Below are 16414 nucleotides of genomic sequence, written 5' to 3' on the forward strand. Positions count from 1 at the left end.
TGGGAGCGAGCCTGCTCGCGATGCAGACGCCGCGGTTTCCCTGTAAACCGCGTTATCGTTTATCGCGAGCAGGCTCGCTCCCACACTGTTCCATGCCTACCCGACAGACGAAGGTTCGACCTGTCATGTGCTGCGACGTAGTATTCGCGTCTTGCCATCCGCATTCATCGGAGCACTTCCCATGAGCAACACCCCGACCAGCGAGTACCTGGAAACCCTCTACGAAGGTTATGGCCAGCGTTTTCGCATGGAAAAACTGCTGCACGAAGTGCGTACCGAACACCAGCATCTGGTGATTTTCGAAAACCCGCGCATGGGCCGCGTCATGGCGCTGGACGGCGTGATCCAGACCACCGAAGCCGACGAATTCATCTACCACGAGATGTTGACCCACGTACCGATCCTGGCGCATGGCACCGCCAAGCGCGTGCTGATCATCGGTGGCGGTGACGGCGGCATGCTGCGTGAAGTGGCCAAGCACCGCAGCATCGAGCACATCACCATGGTCGAGATCGACGGCACCGTGGTCGACATGTGCAAGAAATTCCTGCCGAACCACTCCAAGGGTGCGTTCGCTGATCCGCGCCTGAACCTGGTGATCGACGACGGCATGCGTTTCGTCGCCACCACCAGCGAAAAATTCGACGTGATCATTTCCGATTCCACCGACCCGATCGGCCCGGGCGAAGTGCTGTTCTCGGAAAACTTCTACCAGGCCTGCCGTCGCTGCCTGAACGAAGGCGGCATCCTGGTGACCCAGAACGGCACGCCGTTCATGCAAATCGAAGAAGTCAAAACCACAGCCGGACGCCTGCGTAGCCTGTTCCCGGACTGGCACTTCTATCAGGCGGCCGTGCCGACCTACATCGGCGGCGCCATGACCTTCGCCTGGGGCGCGACCAATACCGCTTATCGCAAGTTGTCCCGCGAAACCCTGCAGCAGCGCTTCGTCGGCAGCGGCATCATCACCCGCTACTACAACCCGGAAATCCACATCGGCGCGTTCGCCTTGCCGCAATACGTCCTGCAGGCTGTGAACAAGCCTAGCAACGACTGATATCGAGCAAACCAGAAAGGGCCCTCTCAGGTTGTGTGAAAACACACCGCAGACGGCCCTTTTTTCATGCTTCACTTATAGAAGTAGAAGGTCCGGTTGAACGATTGGCCGGGGAAGAATGTCGAGATACATGTAAGCCCATCCATGGGTTTTATCGAGGAGGCACCTGATGCAAAAGTGGAAAGTCACTTTCGTTGATGATCACGGTGAACAAGTTGACGAGGTGTTCGAGAGCGATGAATGCCCGAACAACGAGCAAGCCGCGAAGCTCATTCGCGCCCGGTGCCTGCCTGTGGCTGCCGAACTGGACCTCAACGATCTGGAAGGGCGCGCCGATGATCCGACTGTCAAAAGTCTGAAGACCCAGAACAGCATTGAAATCCTCAGCATCACGCCAATCTGAACATCTCCTGTCACATTTCTAACCAGACCTTGGCAGTGGCTCTATCTTGAGGCTACTCTGCAACCGAGATCAGCGAACGGATCGCTAAGGTCTGGTCTTGTCAGCTACATGCTTGCTTCCCACCGGCAACGTTGTTGCCGCATCGCTCGCCCCATTCGGTTGCGAGTGCCGGGAATACGGAAAGTCTATCCATCAGTCTGAGGGGGACGTTTCATGAGCACAGCCTATCAAGAAGACATCAGCACCAGCGTGTTGCGCCGCATGAAAGAAGGCGGCTTCGACTTTTCACGATTCCATCCCATCGAGTTCTACGCCATTTTTCCGGACGAGGAGCGGGCGCGCAGGGCGGCAGGGCATTACTGTGGTGAATCCTTGAATGCACAAATCAGCGTGCGCGATGACGGCGCGTGGTACCTGGAACTGAGCAAAGTGATGTACGCCACTTATGACGGCATCGGCGATTTTGAGCAGGATTTCGAGGCGGTGGTCGAGCCTTTGGGCGGCATCATCGAAGGATGGGGCGTCAAGCAGGAGGTACGAGGGCGACTCGCATAGCTTATGAACAGTGACAACACTCAGCAACGGCTGACCTTCGGGTTGGCCGTTTTCGTTTTCGTGGGGCAGAAAATGCACCTGGCAAAACCCTGAAACAAGAATCCGACGCAAAAAAAACCGCCTGAACAGGCGGCTAAAGGGAAGTTCGTCAAGATTTTCAGCGAATGCGCGGATTATCCGCAGCGACTCTCGGGCAGTGAAATCAACTCTGGCTATGCTGGTGATAGGCGACAACATTGCTTCGCAATGAAGCGGGGGCGATCGGGTGGGGGCATTTACCGCACAGGATTGGTGCGGTGCGTGCAATGTGATTATCCAACTGATTGATATCAAAGCGTTTATGCCGATGGCACGGGCTTTGCGAAGCCCAGATGTCCGGGTGACAAGGAGTACGGCATGATCCGCACCTATTTTGATGAGATGTACGATGCCGGCGGCCAGGTCCGCCCGCATTATCGGGAGTTTGCCCGTTGGCTGGCCGAAACGCCTGACGAGCTTTTGGCACAACGGCGACGCGAGGCCGATCTGTTATTTCATCGCGCCGGGATTACATTCACGCTCTATGGTGATGAGCAAGGGACAGAGCGCCTGATTCCCTTCGACACCATCCCCCGCAGCATCCCCGCCAGTGAATGGCGAGTCGTCGAGCGCGGCTGCATTCAGCGGGTCAAGGCGTTGAACATGTTCCTCGCCGACCTCTATCACGAGCAGCGCATCATCAAGGCCGGCATCATCCCGGCCGAGCAAGTGCTGGCCAACGAGCAATACCAGTTGGCGATGCAGGGGCTGAATCTGCACCGCGATATCTATTCCCACATCTCCGGTGTCGATCTGGTGCGCGATGGCGACGGCACGTACTACGTGCTCGAAGACAATCTTCGTACACCGAGCGGCGTGAGCTACATGCTCGAAGACCGCAAGATGATGATGCGGTTGTTCCCCGAGTTGTTCGCGGCCCAGCGCATTGCCCCCATCGACCACTATCCGAACCTGTTGCTCGACACCCTGAAAAGCTCCAGCCCGATTGATAACCCGAGCGTGGTGGTACTGACGCCGGGTCGTTTCAACAGCGCGTTCTTTGAACATGCGTTTCTGGCGCGGGAAATGGGCGTCGAACTGGTGGAAGGCGCGGACCTGTTCGTGCGGGATGACAAGGTGTTCATGCGCACCACGGACGGGCCGAAAGCCGTCGACGTGATCTACCGTCGCCTCGACGATGCGTTCCTCGATCCGCTGGCGTTTAACCCGGACTCGATGCTCGGCGTTCCAGGGCTGCTGTCGTCGTATCGCTCCGGCAACGTGGTGCTGGCCAATGCCATCGGCACCGGGGTCGCGGACGACAAGTCGGTGTATCCATTCGTGACGGACATGATCCGTTTCTACCTGGATGAAGAGCCGATTCTGAAGAATGTGCCGACGTGGCAGTGTCGTAATCCCTCCGAATTGTCCCACGTACTGGCCAATCTTCCGGAACTGGTGGTCAAGGAAACCCAGGGCTCCGGCGGTTACGGAATGCTGGTCGGGCCGGCGGCGACGGCGGCGGAAATCGAGTCTTTCCGCGCGCGGATCAAAGCCAAGCCCCATGCGTACATCGCGCAACCGACGTTGTCCCTGTCGACCTGTCCGACCTTTGTCGAAAACGGCATTGCTCCACGCCACATCGACCTGCGTCCGTTTGTATTGTCTGGCCGCGAAACCCGGGTTGTGCCCGGCGGTTTGACCCGTGTTGCCCTGCGCGAAGGCTCCCTGGTGGTGAATTCATCCCAGGGCGGTGGAACCAAGGACACCTGGGTGGTCGAGGATTGAAGGAAGCCTGCCATGTTAAGTAGAACTGCCTCGGATTTGTATTGGATGTCGCGTTACCTGGAGCGGGCGGAAAACCTCGCACGGATGCTCGACATCAGTTATTCGCTGTCGCTGATGCCACAGGATGGCCGTGGTGACGGCCTGCATGAACTCGCCATGCCGTTGCTGATCACCGGCACCCTGGACGATTACCTGGAGCGCCACGGCGAATTGCACGCTGAACGGCTGCTGCATTTCTTCGCCCTGGACGCGGCCAACCCGGCGAGCATTTACAGCTGCCTCGGCGCCGCGCGGGCCAGCGCCCATGCGGTACGTGGGCGAATCACCGCCGATATGTGGGAAAACATCAATGCCACCTGGCTGGAAATCCGCGGGATTGCCGATCAGGGCCTGAGTCGCTACGGCATGAGCCGTTTCTGCGAGTGGATCAAGGAACGTTCCCACCTGTTCCGCGGCGCGTCCTACGGCACGATCATGCGTAACGATGCGTTCCGCTTTATTCGTCTGGGGACGTTTATCGAAAGGGCCGACAACACGCTGCGCCTGCTCGACGCCCGCTACGAAATGGCTGGCGATCAGGCAGAGGCGGTCAGCGATGGCACCGCTCACGCGTATTACCAGTGGAGTGCTTTGCTGCGGGCGTTGTCCTCGTTCGAGGCCTACACCGAGATCTACCGCGACGCACCCGGCGCCCGGCATGTGGCCGAGTTGCTGTTGCTGCGTGCTGACGTGCCGCGTTCATTGCGCGCCTGCACCGAAGAAATCGACCAGATCCTAGCCCAATTGCCGGGGGCCAACGGCCGTCCCGCGCAACGCCTGGCAGCGGAAATCGACGCACGCCTGCGCTACACCGGCATCACCGAAATTCTCGACGAAGGCCTGCACGCCTGGCTGACCGAGTTCATCCCGCTGGTGCGCCAGTTGGGTAACGCCATACACAGTTCCTACCTGGAGGCTGCATGAGACTTTCCATTAGCCACGAGACCACCTATCACTATGAAGATCAGGTGCGGGCGAGCATCCAGTACCTGCGACTGACCCCCCACGACAGCGAGCGCCAGCACGTGCTCAGTTGGCAGCTCGACTTGCCGCGTCCGGTGCGCGCGCAACTCGATCCGTTCGGCAACATCCTGCACGTGCTGACCCTGGACGAGCCCCACGAGGCGATCATCATCGGCGCCCGGGGTCAGGTGGACATCGACGAATTGCGCGAGGCGGAGCATGAAAGCCAGTCGGCGCTGCCGTTTCTGCGCTTCACGCGCCTGACCGAAGCCGACGAAGCCCTGCGTGCGTTCGCCGAGAAGGAGTGCAAGCAACGCCGGGATCGCACGGCGCTGATCGACTTGATGCATGGCCTGAACCAGCACATGACCTACACGCCGGGTTCCACCGAAGTGGACACCAGCGCCGCCCAGGCCTTCGCCGGGCGTTCGGGCGTCTGTCAGGACCACACCCACGCTTTTCTCGCCTGTGCTCGCAGCCTGGGCATTCCGTCGCGTTATGTGTCGGGCTATTTGTACAGCGAGAACAGCGAACACCTGGCCAGTCACGCCTGGGCGGAAGCCTGGCTCGATGACGCCTGGTACAGCTTCGACGTGACCAATGAATTGGCGCGGCCCGAGCGTCATCTGAAACTGGCGGTGGGCCTGGATTACCTGGATGCCTGCCCGGTGCGTGGCATGCGGCGTGGCGGTGGTTGCGAGCAGATGCATGCGAAAGTGTTTGTGTCACCGACACCGATGCCGGTTATCTCCGTCCAACAGCAGTAATCGGGGATACCGCTTCGCGAGCAAGCCCGCTCCCACACTGGATCTGTGTCGCTCACAGTCAAATGTGGGAGCGGGCTTGCTCGCGAAGAGGCCTGCCCAGACAGCACAAGGCTAGGGTTGAGCTTTTCGCCCAGCCATGTGCTTCAAATACCCCACCAGCCTCTCCAGATCCCCGTCCGGCAACACCGTCGCCGAGAACCCGGGCATCTTCGCCTGTGGCCACTGGCGCAAGCTCTGCGGATCACGAATGTAGCGCTTGAGGAAATCCGCGCCGAAGTACTCGGTCGGGTTAAACGGAATGTTCAGGTCAGGCCCAAACTGCGCATCCCCGGCGCCGTTCAATCGGTGACACGCCAGGCAATTCTTCTGAAACAGCGCAAAGCCCTTGTTCACCGGGTCGTCAGCCTTCAACGCCGGATCGGGCCGCAGGGCAGGGAAGCGCTCGGCCACCGGTGCCATGCGCTTGATGCTCGCGACTTGAAAGGGCCATTGTTCGGGGCTGATATCGCCCGCCTGCGGATCGGTCCAGACCAGATAGAACGGCCCGGCGCCGGGTTTGCCTTCCGACAGCGGTGGCCACGGCTTGGCGGGTTCTTCAATCGCCAGCCATGCGCGCGCGCCCTGGGTGTTGAGCAACGGCGCGGCTGACAGTTCTGCGGCAAAACCATCCAGGGCTACCGCTTGTAAGTGGTCTTCAGGTTTGATGCCCGTCAACAACGCAGCCAACGGAACAGCGCGATAGCTCATGTCCCGTTTGTAGGAAACGTCATTGCTGACAGTGAGGGTCTGCACCTGAGGATGCTTGAGCAACTCCTCGGTTTGCCAGGTGCGATTGCTCGCGCCCAGCTCAAGGTTCAGCTGTGCGGCAGACAGAGGCATGCTGAGCAGCAAGGCCCCGAACAAAATGAGCGTTTTCAAATGATCGCCGTCCATGTCGTGGAAGTGCCGTAAAGGTTGGCACACTCACGCTGACCCGGGTAGCGAGCCAGACACATTTTTAGAGGGCGATACCAAAACCTGGCGCCGTATTTTTTATTGACCGACTAGCCGATCACCTTGGTCAGGTTCGGCAAAATCAACAACAGCGTAGTGGCGAAAAGAATGAGCCCGGCTTGACGTACTTTCGATTGTTTGAACATGGCTTGACCGCCTTTATTGTTATTTCCTGATGCCTGCCTACATTTCTCCATGACGGCAGAGCGTTGCACTTCCTGTTTGACGAGCGCCTCGGCAAAACCCGACGACAACTTCGTACAAGTTCACCTTAGAGCCCGCGTCACGCTTGGTTTAGATCCATTTCGTATGGACTTCACATAAATTGCTCTTAAAAAGGCATGAGGCCTATTGCCAGCTTCTTGGGCGCCCGTTTGCTAGACAGCTTGGGGTCCTGAATCGGTTAATCCGGTGGTTGCCTACCGTCCGTCTGAGCGTGACCGTCAACGTCTGTGAGCACTGCGGTCATTGAATCCGGGGCTGCTCGGCCTAAGGTGGAGACTCTGAATTTACTCCCTGCCCAGGTTCGAGAACGTCATGACCCAAGCTTTGATTTTCGACGCGTTACGCACGCCCCGCGGCAAAGGCAAGGCCAATGGTGCCTTGCACAGCGTCAAACCGGTGAACCTGGTGGCCGGGCTGCTCACGGCGCTGCAACAGCGCACGTCTCTCGATACCAGTCAGGTCGACGATGTGGTACTTGGCTGCGTGACGCCTGTCGGCGACCAGGGTTCCGACATCGCCAAAGCCGCGACCCAGGTGGCGGATTGGGACGTCAGCGTGGCGGGTTTGCAGATCAACCGCTTCTGCGCCTCGGGGCTGGAGGCGGTGAACCTCGGCGCGATGAAGGTGCGTTCCGGCTTCGAAGACCTGGTGGTGGTTGGCGGCGTTGAATCCATGTCCCGCGTGCCGATGGGCAGCGATGGCGGCGCCTGGGCACACGACCCGGAAACCAGTTTTCATAGCCATTTCGCCCCTCAAGGCGTGGGCGCTGACCTGATCGCCACACTGGAAGGCTTCAGCCGTCAAGACGTCGATGCCTATGCGCTGCACTCCCAGCAAAAAGCTGCGCGGGCAAGGGCCGACGGTTCGTTCAACAAATCGCTGGTGCCAGTGCAGGACCAGAACGGCATCATCCTGCTCGATCACGATGAATTCATCCGCGCCGGATCGACCATGGAAGGCTTGGGCCAGCTCAAACCGAGCTTCGAGATGATCGGGCAAATGGGCTTCGATGCCACGGCGCTTCGGGTCTACAGCCATGTCGAGCGGATCAACCACGTGCACACGGCGGGTAACAGTTCCGGGATCGTCGATGGTGCGGCGCTGATGCTGATTGGTTCCGAAGCCAAGGGCCGGGCGCTGGGTTTGCAACCGCGGGCGCGGATCGTCGCCACCGCCGTCACCAGTACCGACCCAACCATCATGCTCACCGGTCCCGCGCCGGCCACCCGCAAGGCACTGGCCAAGGCCGGGCTACGGGTTGAAGACATCGACCTGTTCGAGGTCAACGAAGCGTTTGCCTCGGTGGTGCTGAAATTCATCAGGGACATGGCGATCGACCCGGACAAGGTCAACGTCAACGGCGGCTCCATTGCCTTGGGTCACCCGCTGGGCGCCACTGGCTGCGCGATCCTCGGCACGTTGCTCGATGAACTGGAAACCCGGCGCCTGCGCTATGGCCTCGCGACGCTGTGTGTCGGCGGCGGCATGGGCATCGCCACCATCATCGAACGCCTCTGAGCCCCGACCGACTTCAAGGAAACCCTTTCATGACCGAAGCCATCCGTTACGAAAAAGGCCAGGACCAGATCGTCGTCCTGACCATCGACATGCCGGGCCAGAGCGCCAACACCATGAACGCGGTCTACCGCGAAGCCATGGCCGCGTGTGTTGCCAGACTGGTTGCCGACAAAGACACCCTCGCCGGCGTGATCATCACCTCGGCCAAGAAAACCTTTTTCGCCGGCGGCGACCTCAATGAACTGATCAAGGTCGGCAAGCCTGAAGCCAAAGCCTTTTACGACAGGGTGCTGACACTCAAAGGGCAGCTGCGCACCCTCGAAACCCTCGGTAAACCGGTGGTCGCCGCGATCAACGGCGCGGCGTTGGGCGGCGGTTGGGAAATCTGCCTGGCGTGCCATCACCGGGTTGCGCTGGACGATTCTTCGGTGCAACTCGGCCTGCCGGAAGTGACCCTCGGCCTGCTGCCGGGCGGTGGCGGGGTGGTGCGCATGGTGCGGATGCTCGGTATTGAAAAAGCCTTGCCGTACCTGCTAGAGGGCAAGAAAGTCCGGCCGCAGCAGGCGTTGCGGGCAGGTTTGATTGATGAGTTGGCGGCGGATCGTGATGAATTGCTGGCCAAGGCGCGCGCCTGGATTATCGCCCATCCTTCGGTTGTGCAGCGCTGGGACGTGAAGGGTTATCAGATTCCCGGTGGTACGCCGTCGAACCCGAAAGTCGCGCAAATGCTGGCCATCGCGCCGTCGATCCTGCGCAGCAAAACCCAGGGCTGTCTGCCCGCGCCAGAAAAAATCCTCTGCGCCGCGGTGGAAGGTGCTCAGGTGGATTTCGACACCGCGCACTTGATCGAAACCCGTTACTTCACCGAATTGACCACCGGCCAGGTGTCGAAAAACCTGATCGGCACGTTCTGGTTCCAGCTCAACGAAATCAATGCCGGCAGCTCGCGGCCCCAGGGCTTTGCACCTTACGTGACGCGTCGCGTGGGCGTGCTGGGCGCAGGCATGATGGGCGCCGGAATCGCCTTTGTCAGCGCGTCCGCCGGCATCGACGTGGTGCTCAAGGACATCAATCTTGCGGCGGCACAGAAGGGCAAGGCTCATTCGGCGGCGCTGCTGGACAAGAAGGTTGCGCGTGGCCAATTGAGTGCCGATCAGCGCGATGCAACGCTGGCGCGAATTCATCCCACTGAAAGCGACGCCGACCTGGCCGGTTGTGATCTGATCATTGAAGCGGTGTTTGAAGATCGCGATTTGAAAGCCAACGTCTCTTCGGCGGCGCAAAAAGTCGTTGGCCCGGATGCGGTGATTGCTTCCAACACGTCGACCTTGCCCATCAGCGGCCTCGCTGCCGCCGTGCCGGATCAGAGCAAGTTCATTGGCCTGCATTTCTTCAGCCCCGTGGAGAAAATGCCCTTGGTGGAAATCATCAAAGGCGCCCACACCAGCGACGAAACCCTGGCTCGCGGGTTCGATTTCGTCCTGCAAATCAAGAAAACGCCGATTGTGGTCAACGACAGTCGCGGTTTCTTCACCTCGCGGGTGTTCGGCACATTCACCAACGAAGGCATCGCCATGCTGGGCGAAGGCGTGAGCGCGCCGATGATCGAGACCGAAGCGCGCAAGGCCGGCATGCCAATCGGACCTCTGGCGATCTCCGACGAAGTTTCCCTCAGCTTGATGAGCCATATCCGCCAGCAAACTGCCAAAGACCTGCGAGCAGAAGGGAAACCACTGATTGAGCACCCGGCATTCGCCGTGATTGACTTGCTGCTCCAGGAATACAAGCGTCCGGGCAAGGCTGCTGGTGGTGGTTTCTACGATTATCCGGCCCGTGGGCAGAAGCATCTGTGGCCAGAGCTGAAAAGTCTTTTCGAGAAGGCTGACGGGCAGATTTCGCCGAAGGACGTGCGCGATCGGCTGCTGTTCGTGCAAGCCATCGAAACCGTGCGCTGTATGGAGGAGGGGGTGTTGACCTCGACGGCGGACGCCAACGTCGGCTCGATCTTCGGCATCGGCTTCGCCGCCTGGACCGGCGGCGCGCTGCAGTTCATCAACCAGTATGGCGTGAAAGATTTCGTCGCCCGCGCCCAGTACCTCGCGGAGCAGTATGGCGAGCGATTCGCCCCCCCTGCGCTATTGCTGGAGAAAGCGGCTAAAGGGGAGGCGTTCTAGGGGACGGGTGACGCATTCCGGGGCTTGCCTTGCCACTGTGTTTCAAGGCAGGCTCTGGGGTGTGCATTATTCCCATCATGTGTCAGGTATTTTTTATGTCGTTACGCATCTGCATTCTGGAAACCGACATCCTGCGTCCGGAACTGGTCGATGAATATCAGGGTTATGGGCAGATGTTCCAGCGTCTGTTTTCGCAGCAACCCATCGCTGCCGAGTTCACGGTGTACAACGTGATGCAGGGCGAGTATCCCGGCGATGAGCTGACGTTCGATGCCTACCTGGTCACCGGCAGCAAGGCCGATTCCTTCGGCACTGACCCGTGGATTGAAACCCTCAAGGCTTACCTGCTGACCCGCTACGAGCGCGGCGACAAACTGCTGGGCGTGTGCTTCGGCCATCAACTGCTGGCGCTGCTGCTGGGCGGCAAGAGCGAACGTGCGACCCAAGGCTGGGGCGTCGGCACCCACAAGTACAAACTCGCCGCCAAGGCGCCGTGGATGAGCCCGGTGAGAGAAGAACTGACCTTGTTGATCAGCCATCAGGACCAGGTCACCGCGCTCCCGGAAAACGCCACGGTCATCGCTTCCAGCGATTTCTGCCCGTTCGCCGCGTACCACATCAACGATCAGGTGCTGTGCTTCCAGGGGCATCCGGAGTTCATTCACGATTACTCGCGCGCGCTGTTGGATATTCGTCAGGAAGCGCTGGGCGAGCAGATTTATTCGAAAGGTATGGCGAGCCTTGAGCACGAGCATCACGGCACTACCGTTGCGGAGTGGATGATGCGGTTTGTGGCGCACAAGCCTGCATCCGAGTCGGTTTAAAAGATAAAAGCTTCGCGAGCAAGTCGAATCGTCGCACCGCCGCTCCCACAATGATCTCTACAACACTGGAGATCCACTGTGGGAGCGGGCTTGCTCGCGAATGTCACAGGCACCTCGGTAATGGCTACAACCACCCCGATTTCTTGAAACTCGCCCACAAACTTATGCACCCCACCGCAATGACCCCCAGCACCCCGAAATAACCGTAATGCCAACTCAACTCCGGCATGTCCTGAAAGTTCATCCCGTATATCCCGGCCACTGCCGTCGGGAAGGCGAGAATCGCCGCCCACGCCGCAAACTTGCGCTGCACCACGCTTTGGCGTGAGGCTTCCAGCAACACCCCAACTTCAATAGTCTGGCTGGCAATGTCCGCCAGGGTCGTCAGGTCTTCCATCTGCCGCGTCACGTGGATTTGCACATCGCGAAAGTACGGGCGCATGTTCTTGTCGATGAACGGAAAGTTGAGCTTTTGCAGTTCCTCACCAATCTCTACCATCGGCGCCGCATAACGACGCAAACGCAAGACATCCCGGCGCAGACTATGGAGTTTTTGAATGTCGCGTTCGTTCAGAGAACTGCACATGACGTTGCGTTCCAGCTCATCGATCTCTGCATGGATCGCTTCACCCATGGGCTGGTAGTTTTCGATCACGAAGTCGAGGATGGCATAGAGTACGAAATCTTCCCCATGTTCCAGCAACAGCGGACGCGCCTCACAGCGCTGTCGGACATGGGCGTAGGACGCCGAGTGACCGTTGCGTGCGGTAATGATGTAGCCCTTGCCGGCAAAGATATGAGTCTCGATGAACTCCAGTTTTCCTTCATTCCGGATCGGCGAATACGTGACGATGAACAGTGCATCGCCGAAGGTTTCCAGTTTCGGCCGACTGTGTTTTTCCAGGGCGTCTTCAATGGCCAGTTCGTGCAGGTTGAACTGGCGTTGCAGATTGAACAGCTCCTGGGCGTTCGGCTCTTCAAGGCCGATCCAGACAAAGTGGCCAGGCTTCGCAGCCCAGGCAGCGCCTTCGTCGAGGGTGATATTGGTGACTTTCTTACCAGCGCTATAAACCGCAGCAGCAACAACTCTACCCATGATAGTGATTCACTTCTTATTGGCAGCTTTCTATTAGCAAAGATGGCAGTGGCAGGCAGTCTCCAGCTTAGCCCTGTCTACTGCTTGAGAGTCAGTGAAATCTGCGGAGTTCGTAGGCAAAAGCTCGCAGGCAAAAGAAAACCCGCACAAGGCGGGTTCCTTTTACGCGGCTTGCAGTTGCCGATCCATCGAAGCGATGCACTCGCGCATCTGCTCGCGGCACTGGGCAATCAGCAGCGGCATGTCATCCAGGCTCAATCCAGCCGTAGGAATCGCCGGTAACGAGCGGATCAGAATCTTCCCACTGCGCCAACGGTTCAATCGCATGTGTTTAACGTAACTGCTGACACACACCGGAACAATCGGTACCCCGGCGGCAATGGCCATTTGAAAGGCGCCTTTCTTGAACGGCAGCAACTCTTCGCCCAGGTTGCGCGTGCCTTCCGGGAAGACCCAAATCGAAGTGTCTTCATTCTGTAACGTGTGGGTAGTGGTCAGCATCGACTGGCGCGCTTTCTGCGCATTGCCGCGATCGATCAGCACATTGCCCGCCAACCAGAACAACTGACCAAACAGCGGTACCCACTTCAGACTCTTCTTGCCGATACACACGGTGCGGCGGGGCACCACGTTGCCGAATACAAACAGATCGTAGTTGGACTGGTGATTGGCGATGATCACGCAGCTGTCGGGTTTATCCATCAGCGGTCCGACGTCAGACTTCACCCGCAGACGCAAAATGCACATTGCCGGCCATGCATAAAGACGCGCACACAAACGGCTGTTATCCGGGTTGAACGGTCGGCACAGGCCAAGAATCACCCCAAGCACACCGGCCAGAATAAAGTGCAGGCCCATCAATAACATACGAAACACAAACAGCATTTACAGGCCCCACCGGGACAAAAGGTGGCGCAGTGTACGGATGTGCACTGTTTTCGGCAATTGCCGCTATAGAGGTGGGAGATAGACGATGTTTGAGCGCATGTTTCCGACTTATGGGTCAGATGCGATCTAGAGCGGTTGTAGGCTATTTAACGGAGCGCATAAGAAAAAGCCCGACACGACGGTCGGGCTTTTCGGTGTGGCACGTTTGGGTTTAAACCAAAAAATCCTGATCCTCGATGATCGCGTTGTCCAGCCTCTCCAGCAGCGCCTTGCGCACTTTGAGCTTGGTGTTCTTGTGCGCAGTCATGTTGATCTTCTTCAACTGACGAGCCGCCGCCAGCGCCGCGCCTTGCAACTCTTCGGCCGACACCACCAGGTCGAAGAACCCTGCATCCACGGCACTTTGCGGATTAAACATCTCAGCGTTGATCACCGCGCGGTGGAACGCCGACTTGCGCAGACGGTCACGGGCCAGCTCGATACCGGCGTGGTGCATGGTCATGCCGATCTGCACTTCGTTCAAACCAATGGTGAACGGGCCGTCGACACCAATGCGGTAATCCACCGACAACAACAGGAACGCACCCTTGGCCACCGCATGCCCAGGGCACGCGACGATCACCGGGAACGGGTGAGACAACAGGCGGCGGGCCAGCGTCGAACCGGCAGTCACCAGCGCCACGGCTTCTTTAGGGCCGGAGGTCATCACCTTCAAGTCATAACCGCCCGACAGCATCCCGGGCGTACCGGTAATGATCACCACCGCACGATCAGTCACTGCCTGATCCAGCGCGGCGTTAAACGCAGCAATCACGTCCGGAGAGATGGCATTGACCTTGCCATTGCTCAAGGTCAGGGTCGCGATACCGTCTTCGAGATGGTAGGAAATCAACTCACTCATGACGCTATTCCTTTCAATAAAGTAGCGCAGACGTTACTCACCGCCGCAGGCCAGGTAAAGCGCCGTGACTGACCGCCCAGTCACCCTTTTCCCGCCCGGCAAGCGTCGCCCGCCACGTCAGCCGCGCATTCCCCTCTATATAGAGGAGGGCGCGAAGCCGGAGATTGGCGGGTTTGCCATGGACTGGAACCTGCTCGAACGACTAAAACGCTAAGCGCATGAAAATTCTGCAAAAAAAGTTTGCCATCGGAAAAGCTTTCGACTACATTAGCGCGCCTCGACAGACAGAACTTGTTTGACGAGATACGGTGAAGTGTCCGAGTGGCTTAAGGAGCACGCCTGGAAAGTGTGTATACAAGAAATTGTATCGAGAGTTCGAATCTCTCCTTCACCGCCAAATTCGATGTAACCAAAACCCCTGATTTCGAAAGAAGTCAGGGGTTTTGTGGTTTCTGGCGTCTGAATTTTGTGGAAGGCAATGTTTCAAGTACAGCGAGGACTACGCTGACCCGAACGCCGAGATCGTGATTGTTCGCTACGCCTCCCATCCGGTCGCCAGTAACTCGGATAACGATCCGGTCACCTTGCCGGCGTTTGATGCGTTGGCTCAACATCTGTCCAGGTTGCCTTGAGTAATTATCCCCGGACTTTGAAGAAGGTAATTTTATGATCACCACCACAACCCACACCATCGAAGGCCGACAAATCACCGCCTATCTGGACATCGTCAGTGCTGAGTCGGTGCAGGGGGTCAACGTTATCCGCGATATGTTCGCCGGGATGCGGGATTTTTTCGGTGGGCGCTCTCAGACATTGGAACGGGCGTTGAAGGAGGCGCGTATTCAGGCAACCGACGAGTTGAAGGAACGGGCGCGGGCACTTCAGGCTGATGCGGTGGTGGGGCTTGATTATGAGATCAGCATGCCGGCCGGGAAGGGCGGGATGGTGGTGGTGTTTGTGACCGGGACGGCGGTCAAATTGAGGTGAGTGGGTTACGAAGCCGTTCGTCGGGGATGCAATAATCTGAACTACAAGTCCAGTACTGACTGACTAGTCTCAAAAGCGTTGAAGGTCGATATTTTTCCAGGCATACGGCTTGCCGGTATCGACCCATTTTTGAGAGGGGAGAGGTATGGCTGATTCGTATATCGAAGACGACGGGTCTGAGTTTCCGATCAACAATTGCGTGCAGTGTGGTCAAGCGGAGTATGTGTCGGGCTTTGGTGAAGACCGGGCTCAAGTCGCCAAAGTGAAATCCAAGGTGCCCCGGACCGAAAAGGCGAATTTCTTGCCGAGGAGGGTGACGGCGCCTTCCAGGAAGTAACCGTTAACCGGACAGTCCCCCCCGCCATTGAGCGGGGTTTTTATTTCCACAAGGTAGTTGGGATTTTGACTACAGATATAAAACCCACCGTGGGTAATTTTTTTTCACAAACTTTTCACGCCTGCCTACGTAGGCTCAACTCATCCGTTAGAAAGCAGTACCTGGCCCGTTCCCCAGCGGGCTTTTTTTTGCCTGTCATAAAACCTTTTCTAAAAACGCTGTCCAACCGTCGCCTATTGCGAGGTTGTACCCGTGCGTGTCTGGACTTTGTCTCCTCAAAAGCATTCAATCTCGCCCCTTTCGGTTACCCCTTTTTTTGAGGTTCTTGTCATGCGTTTAACACTGCCTGCTTTGGTTCTGGGGCTTTTGGTTGCTCAAGGTGCGATGGCTGCGAGTGATGGCACTGCCGCCATCGGTGGTGGTTTGGGTGGCGCGCTGGGTAATGTGGTCGGCCAGAGCATGGGCGGCAGCACCGGTGCAGCGATTGGTGCGGGTGTAGCAGGCGCGGCAGGCAGTGCTGTTGCAGCACGCAAAGGCAGCCGTACTAAAGCCGCCATTGGTGGTGGTATCGGCGCGGCCGGCGGTTCGGTGATCGGCAATAGCCTGGGCGGCAAGACCGGTTCCACCATTGGCGCAGGCTTGGGCGGCGCATTGGGCGGCGGCGTGGGCAGCAACCTGGCCAAAGGTCACAAGCGTCACTGATCCTGATCGATCAGCTCAAAAAGCCCGGCTTGATGCCGGGCTTTTTGTATCTGGATGTTTCTTCTTTCGCGCTCTTCGAATTTATAGCTGTCCAACGATCAGCGCTGGTGTGATGAAAAAGCTAGACTCACGCCATCCGTAACGCGTTCTCTTACCCCCGATACGGAATTTAGAGGTTC

At 58.3% G+C, this 16414-nt stretch carries 16 protein-coding genes and 1 tRNA gene; 13 read left to right on the forward strand and 4 right to left on the reverse strand.

The window, feature by feature from the left end:
- Positions 1-181: 181 nt before the first annotated feature.
- The 6 genes from speE to KW848_RS14910 all read left to right on the forward strand — a co-directional run bounded on the left by speE (position 182) and on the right by KW848_RS14910 (position 5590).
- Positions 182-1057: a polyamine aminopropyltransferase gene (gene speE / locus KW848_RS14885; protein WP_218537314.1), complete on the forward strand. Its 876-nt coding sequence runs from the start codon at positions 182-184 to the stop codon at positions 1055-1057.
- Between the two features lie 169 nt (positions 1058-1226).
- Entirely contained in the window at positions 1227-1460 is a 234-nt protein-coding gene (locus KW848_RS14890) for a hypothetical protein (protein WP_008148802.1), read from the forward strand.
- Between the two features lie 213 nt (positions 1461-1673).
- Positions 1674-2015, forward strand: a complete 342-nt coding sequence (locus tag KW848_RS14895; RefSeq protein WP_008148805.1) for a ribonuclease E inhibitor RraB — start codon at positions 1674-1676, stop codon at positions 2013-2015.
- Between the two features lie 396 nt (positions 2016-2411).
- Entirely contained in the window at positions 2412-3821 is a 1410-nt protein-coding gene (locus tag KW848_RS14900; RefSeq protein ID WP_008148806.1) for a circularly permuted type 2 ATP-grasp protein, read from the forward strand.
- A gap of 12 nt (positions 3822-3833) precedes the next feature.
- Positions 3834-4784 (forward strand): alpha-E domain-containing protein, encoded by a 951-nt coding sequence (locus tag KW848_RS14905; RefSeq protein ID WP_111450675.1) that lies wholly within the window; start codon positions 3834-3836, stop codon positions 4782-4784.
- The gene (locus KW848_RS14910; protein WP_111450674.1) at positions 4781-5590 is read left to right on the forward strand and encodes a transglutaminase family protein; all 810 of its coding nucleotides are present in this window, start codon (positions 4781-4783) and stop codon (positions 5588-5590) included. Before KW848_RS14905 ends, KW848_RS14910 begins: the two co-directional genes overlap by 4 nt.
- A gap of 111 nt (positions 5591-5701) precedes the next feature.
- Here the strand turns inward: KW848_RS14910 and KW848_RS14915 are convergent, their stop codons facing one another.
- On the reverse strand, positions 5702-6523 hold the full coding sequence (locus KW848_RS14915) for a cytochrome c (RefSeq protein ID WP_218537463.1): 822 nt from the start codon (positions 6521-6523) through the stop codon (positions 5702-5704).
- 597 nt (positions 6524-7120) lie between these two features.
- Between KW848_RS14915 and KW848_RS14920 the strand changes: the two genes are divergently transcribed.
- The 3 genes from KW848_RS14920 to KW848_RS14930 all read left to right on the forward strand — a co-directional run bounded on the left by KW848_RS14920 (position 7121) and on the right by KW848_RS14930 (position 11324).
- Positions 7121-8326 carry an acetyl-CoA C-acetyltransferase gene (locus KW848_RS14920; RefSeq protein ID WP_218537315.1) on the forward strand — a complete coding sequence of 402 codons (1206 nt, stop codon included), beginning with the start codon at positions 7121-7123 and terminating at the stop codon, positions 8324-8326.
- Positions 8327-8355: 29 nt separating this feature from the next.
- On the forward strand, positions 8356-10500 hold the full coding sequence (locus KW848_RS14925) for a 3-hydroxyacyl-CoA dehydrogenase NAD-binding domain-containing protein (RefSeq protein WP_218537316.1): 2145 nt from the start codon (positions 8356-8358) through the stop codon (positions 10498-10500).
- A 95-nt stretch (positions 10501-10595) separates the two neighbouring features.
- Complete coding sequence (locus tag KW848_RS14930) at positions 10596-11324, forward strand: amidotransferase (RefSeq protein WP_134098161.1); 729 nt, start codon at positions 10596-10598, stop codon at positions 11322-11324.
- A 124-nt stretch (positions 11325-11448) separates the two neighbouring features.
- Here the strand turns inward: KW848_RS14930 and KW848_RS14935 are convergent, their stop codons facing one another.
- The 3 genes from KW848_RS14935 to KW848_RS14945 form a co-directional block, all read right to left on the reverse strand.
- Positions 11449-12420, reverse strand: a complete 972-nt coding sequence (locus KW848_RS14935; protein ID WP_218537317.1) for a magnesium and cobalt transport protein CorA — start codon at positions 12418-12420, stop codon at positions 11449-11451.
- A gap of 162 nt (positions 12421-12582) precedes the next feature.
- The gene (locus tag KW848_RS14940; protein ID WP_218537318.1) at positions 12583-13305 is read right to left on the reverse strand and encodes a 1-acylglycerol-3-phosphate O-acyltransferase; all 723 of its coding nucleotides are present in this window, start codon (positions 13303-13305) and stop codon (positions 12583-12585) included.
- A 214-nt stretch (positions 13306-13519) separates the two neighbouring features.
- A complete protein-coding gene (locus tag KW848_RS14945) occupies positions 13520-14209 on the reverse strand; it encodes a crotonase/enoyl-CoA hydratase family protein (protein WP_192407014.1) in 690 nt (229 codons plus the stop codon).
- A 64-nt stretch (positions 14210-14273) separates the two neighbouring features.
- Here KW848_RS14945 and KW848_RS14950 point away from each other — a divergent pair, with 64 nt between their 5' ends.
- The 4 genes from KW848_RS14950 (at position 14274) to KW848_RS14965 (ending at position 16235) form a co-directional block, all read left to right on the forward strand.
- Positions 14274-14423: a hypothetical protein gene (locus tag KW848_RS14950; RefSeq protein WP_218537319.1), complete on the forward strand. Its 150-nt coding sequence runs from the start codon at positions 14274-14276 to the stop codon at positions 14421-14423.
- 93 nt (positions 14424-14516) lie between these two features.
- Positions 14517-14606, forward strand: a tRNA-Ser gene (locus tag KW848_RS14955).
- Between the two features lie 269 nt (positions 14607-14875).
- The gene (locus KW848_RS14960; protein WP_095130296.1) at positions 14876-15196 is read left to right on the forward strand and encodes a YbjQ family protein; all 321 of its coding nucleotides are present in this window, start codon (positions 14876-14878) and stop codon (positions 15194-15196) included.
- 667 nt (positions 15197-15863) lie between these two features.
- Positions 15864-16235 (forward strand): bacteriocin, encoded by a 372-nt coding sequence (locus KW848_RS14965; RefSeq protein ID WP_192407020.1) that lies wholly within the window; start codon positions 15864-15866, stop codon positions 16233-16235.
- Positions 16236-16414 lie beyond the last annotated feature (179 nt).

The sequence above is a fragment of the Pseudomonas sp. PDM25 genome (assembly GCF_019219045.1).
Lineage (GTDB): Bacteria > Pseudomonadota > Gammaproteobacteria > Pseudomonadales > Pseudomonadaceae > Aquipseudomonas.

What these genes read in the sequence shown, in the direction of transcription:
- speE (WP_218537314.1), top strand. Translation starts at nt 182, where the DNA reads ATGAGCAACACCCCGACCAGCGAGTACCTGGAAACCCTCTACGAAGGT.
- KW848_RS14890 (WP_008148802.1), top strand. Translation starts at nt 1,227, where the DNA reads ATGCAAAAGTGGAAAGTCACTTTCGTTGATGATCACGGTGAACAAGTT.
- KW848_RS14895 (WP_008148805.1), top strand. Translation starts at nt 1,674, where the DNA reads ATGAGCACAGCCTATCAAGAAGACATCAGCACCAGCGTGTTGCGCCGC.
- KW848_RS14900 (WP_008148806.1), top strand. Translation starts at nt 2,412, where the DNA reads ATGATCCGCACCTATTTTGATGAGATGTACGATGCCGGCGGCCAGGTC.
- KW848_RS14905 (WP_111450675.1), top strand. Translation starts at nt 3,834, where the DNA reads ATGTTAAGTAGAACTGCCTCGGATTTGTATTGGATGTCGCGTTACCTG.
- KW848_RS14910 (WP_111450674.1), top strand. Translation starts at nt 4,781, where the DNA reads ATGAGACTTTCCATTAGCCACGAGACCACCTATCACTATGAAGATCAG.
- KW848_RS14915 (WP_218537463.1), bottom strand. Translation starts at nt 6,523, where the DNA reads ATGGACGGCGATCATTTGAAAACGCTCATTTTGTTCGGGGCCTTGCTG.
- KW848_RS14920 (WP_218537315.1), top strand. Translation starts at nt 7,121, where the DNA reads ATGACCCAAGCTTTGATTTTCGACGCGTTACGCACGCCCCGCGGCAAA.
- KW848_RS14925 (WP_218537316.1), top strand. Translation starts at nt 8,356, where the DNA reads ATGACCGAAGCCATCCGTTACGAAAAAGGCCAGGACCAGATCGTCGTC.
- KW848_RS14930 (WP_134098161.1), top strand. Translation starts at nt 10,596, where the DNA reads ATGTCGTTACGCATCTGCATTCTGGAAACCGACATCCTGCGTCCGGAA.
- KW848_RS14935 (WP_218537317.1), bottom strand. Translation starts at nt 12,420, where the DNA reads ATGGGTAGAGTTGTTGCTGCTGCGGTTTATAGCGCTGGTAAGAAAGTC.
- KW848_RS14940 (WP_218537318.1), bottom strand. Translation starts at nt 13,305, where the DNA reads ATGCTGTTTGTGTTTCGTATGTTATTGATGGGCCTGCACTTTATTCTG.
- KW848_RS14945 (WP_192407014.1), bottom strand. Translation starts at nt 14,209, where the DNA reads ATGAGTGAGTTGATTTCCTACCATCTCGAAGACGGTATCGCGACCCTG.
- KW848_RS14960 (WP_095130296.1), top strand. Translation starts at nt 14,876, where the DNA reads ATGATCACCACCACAACCCACACCATCGAAGGCCGACAAATCACCGCC.
- KW848_RS14965 (WP_192407020.1), top strand. Translation starts at nt 15,864, where the DNA reads ATGCGTTTAACACTGCCTGCTTTGGTTCTGGGGCTTTTGGTTGCTCAA.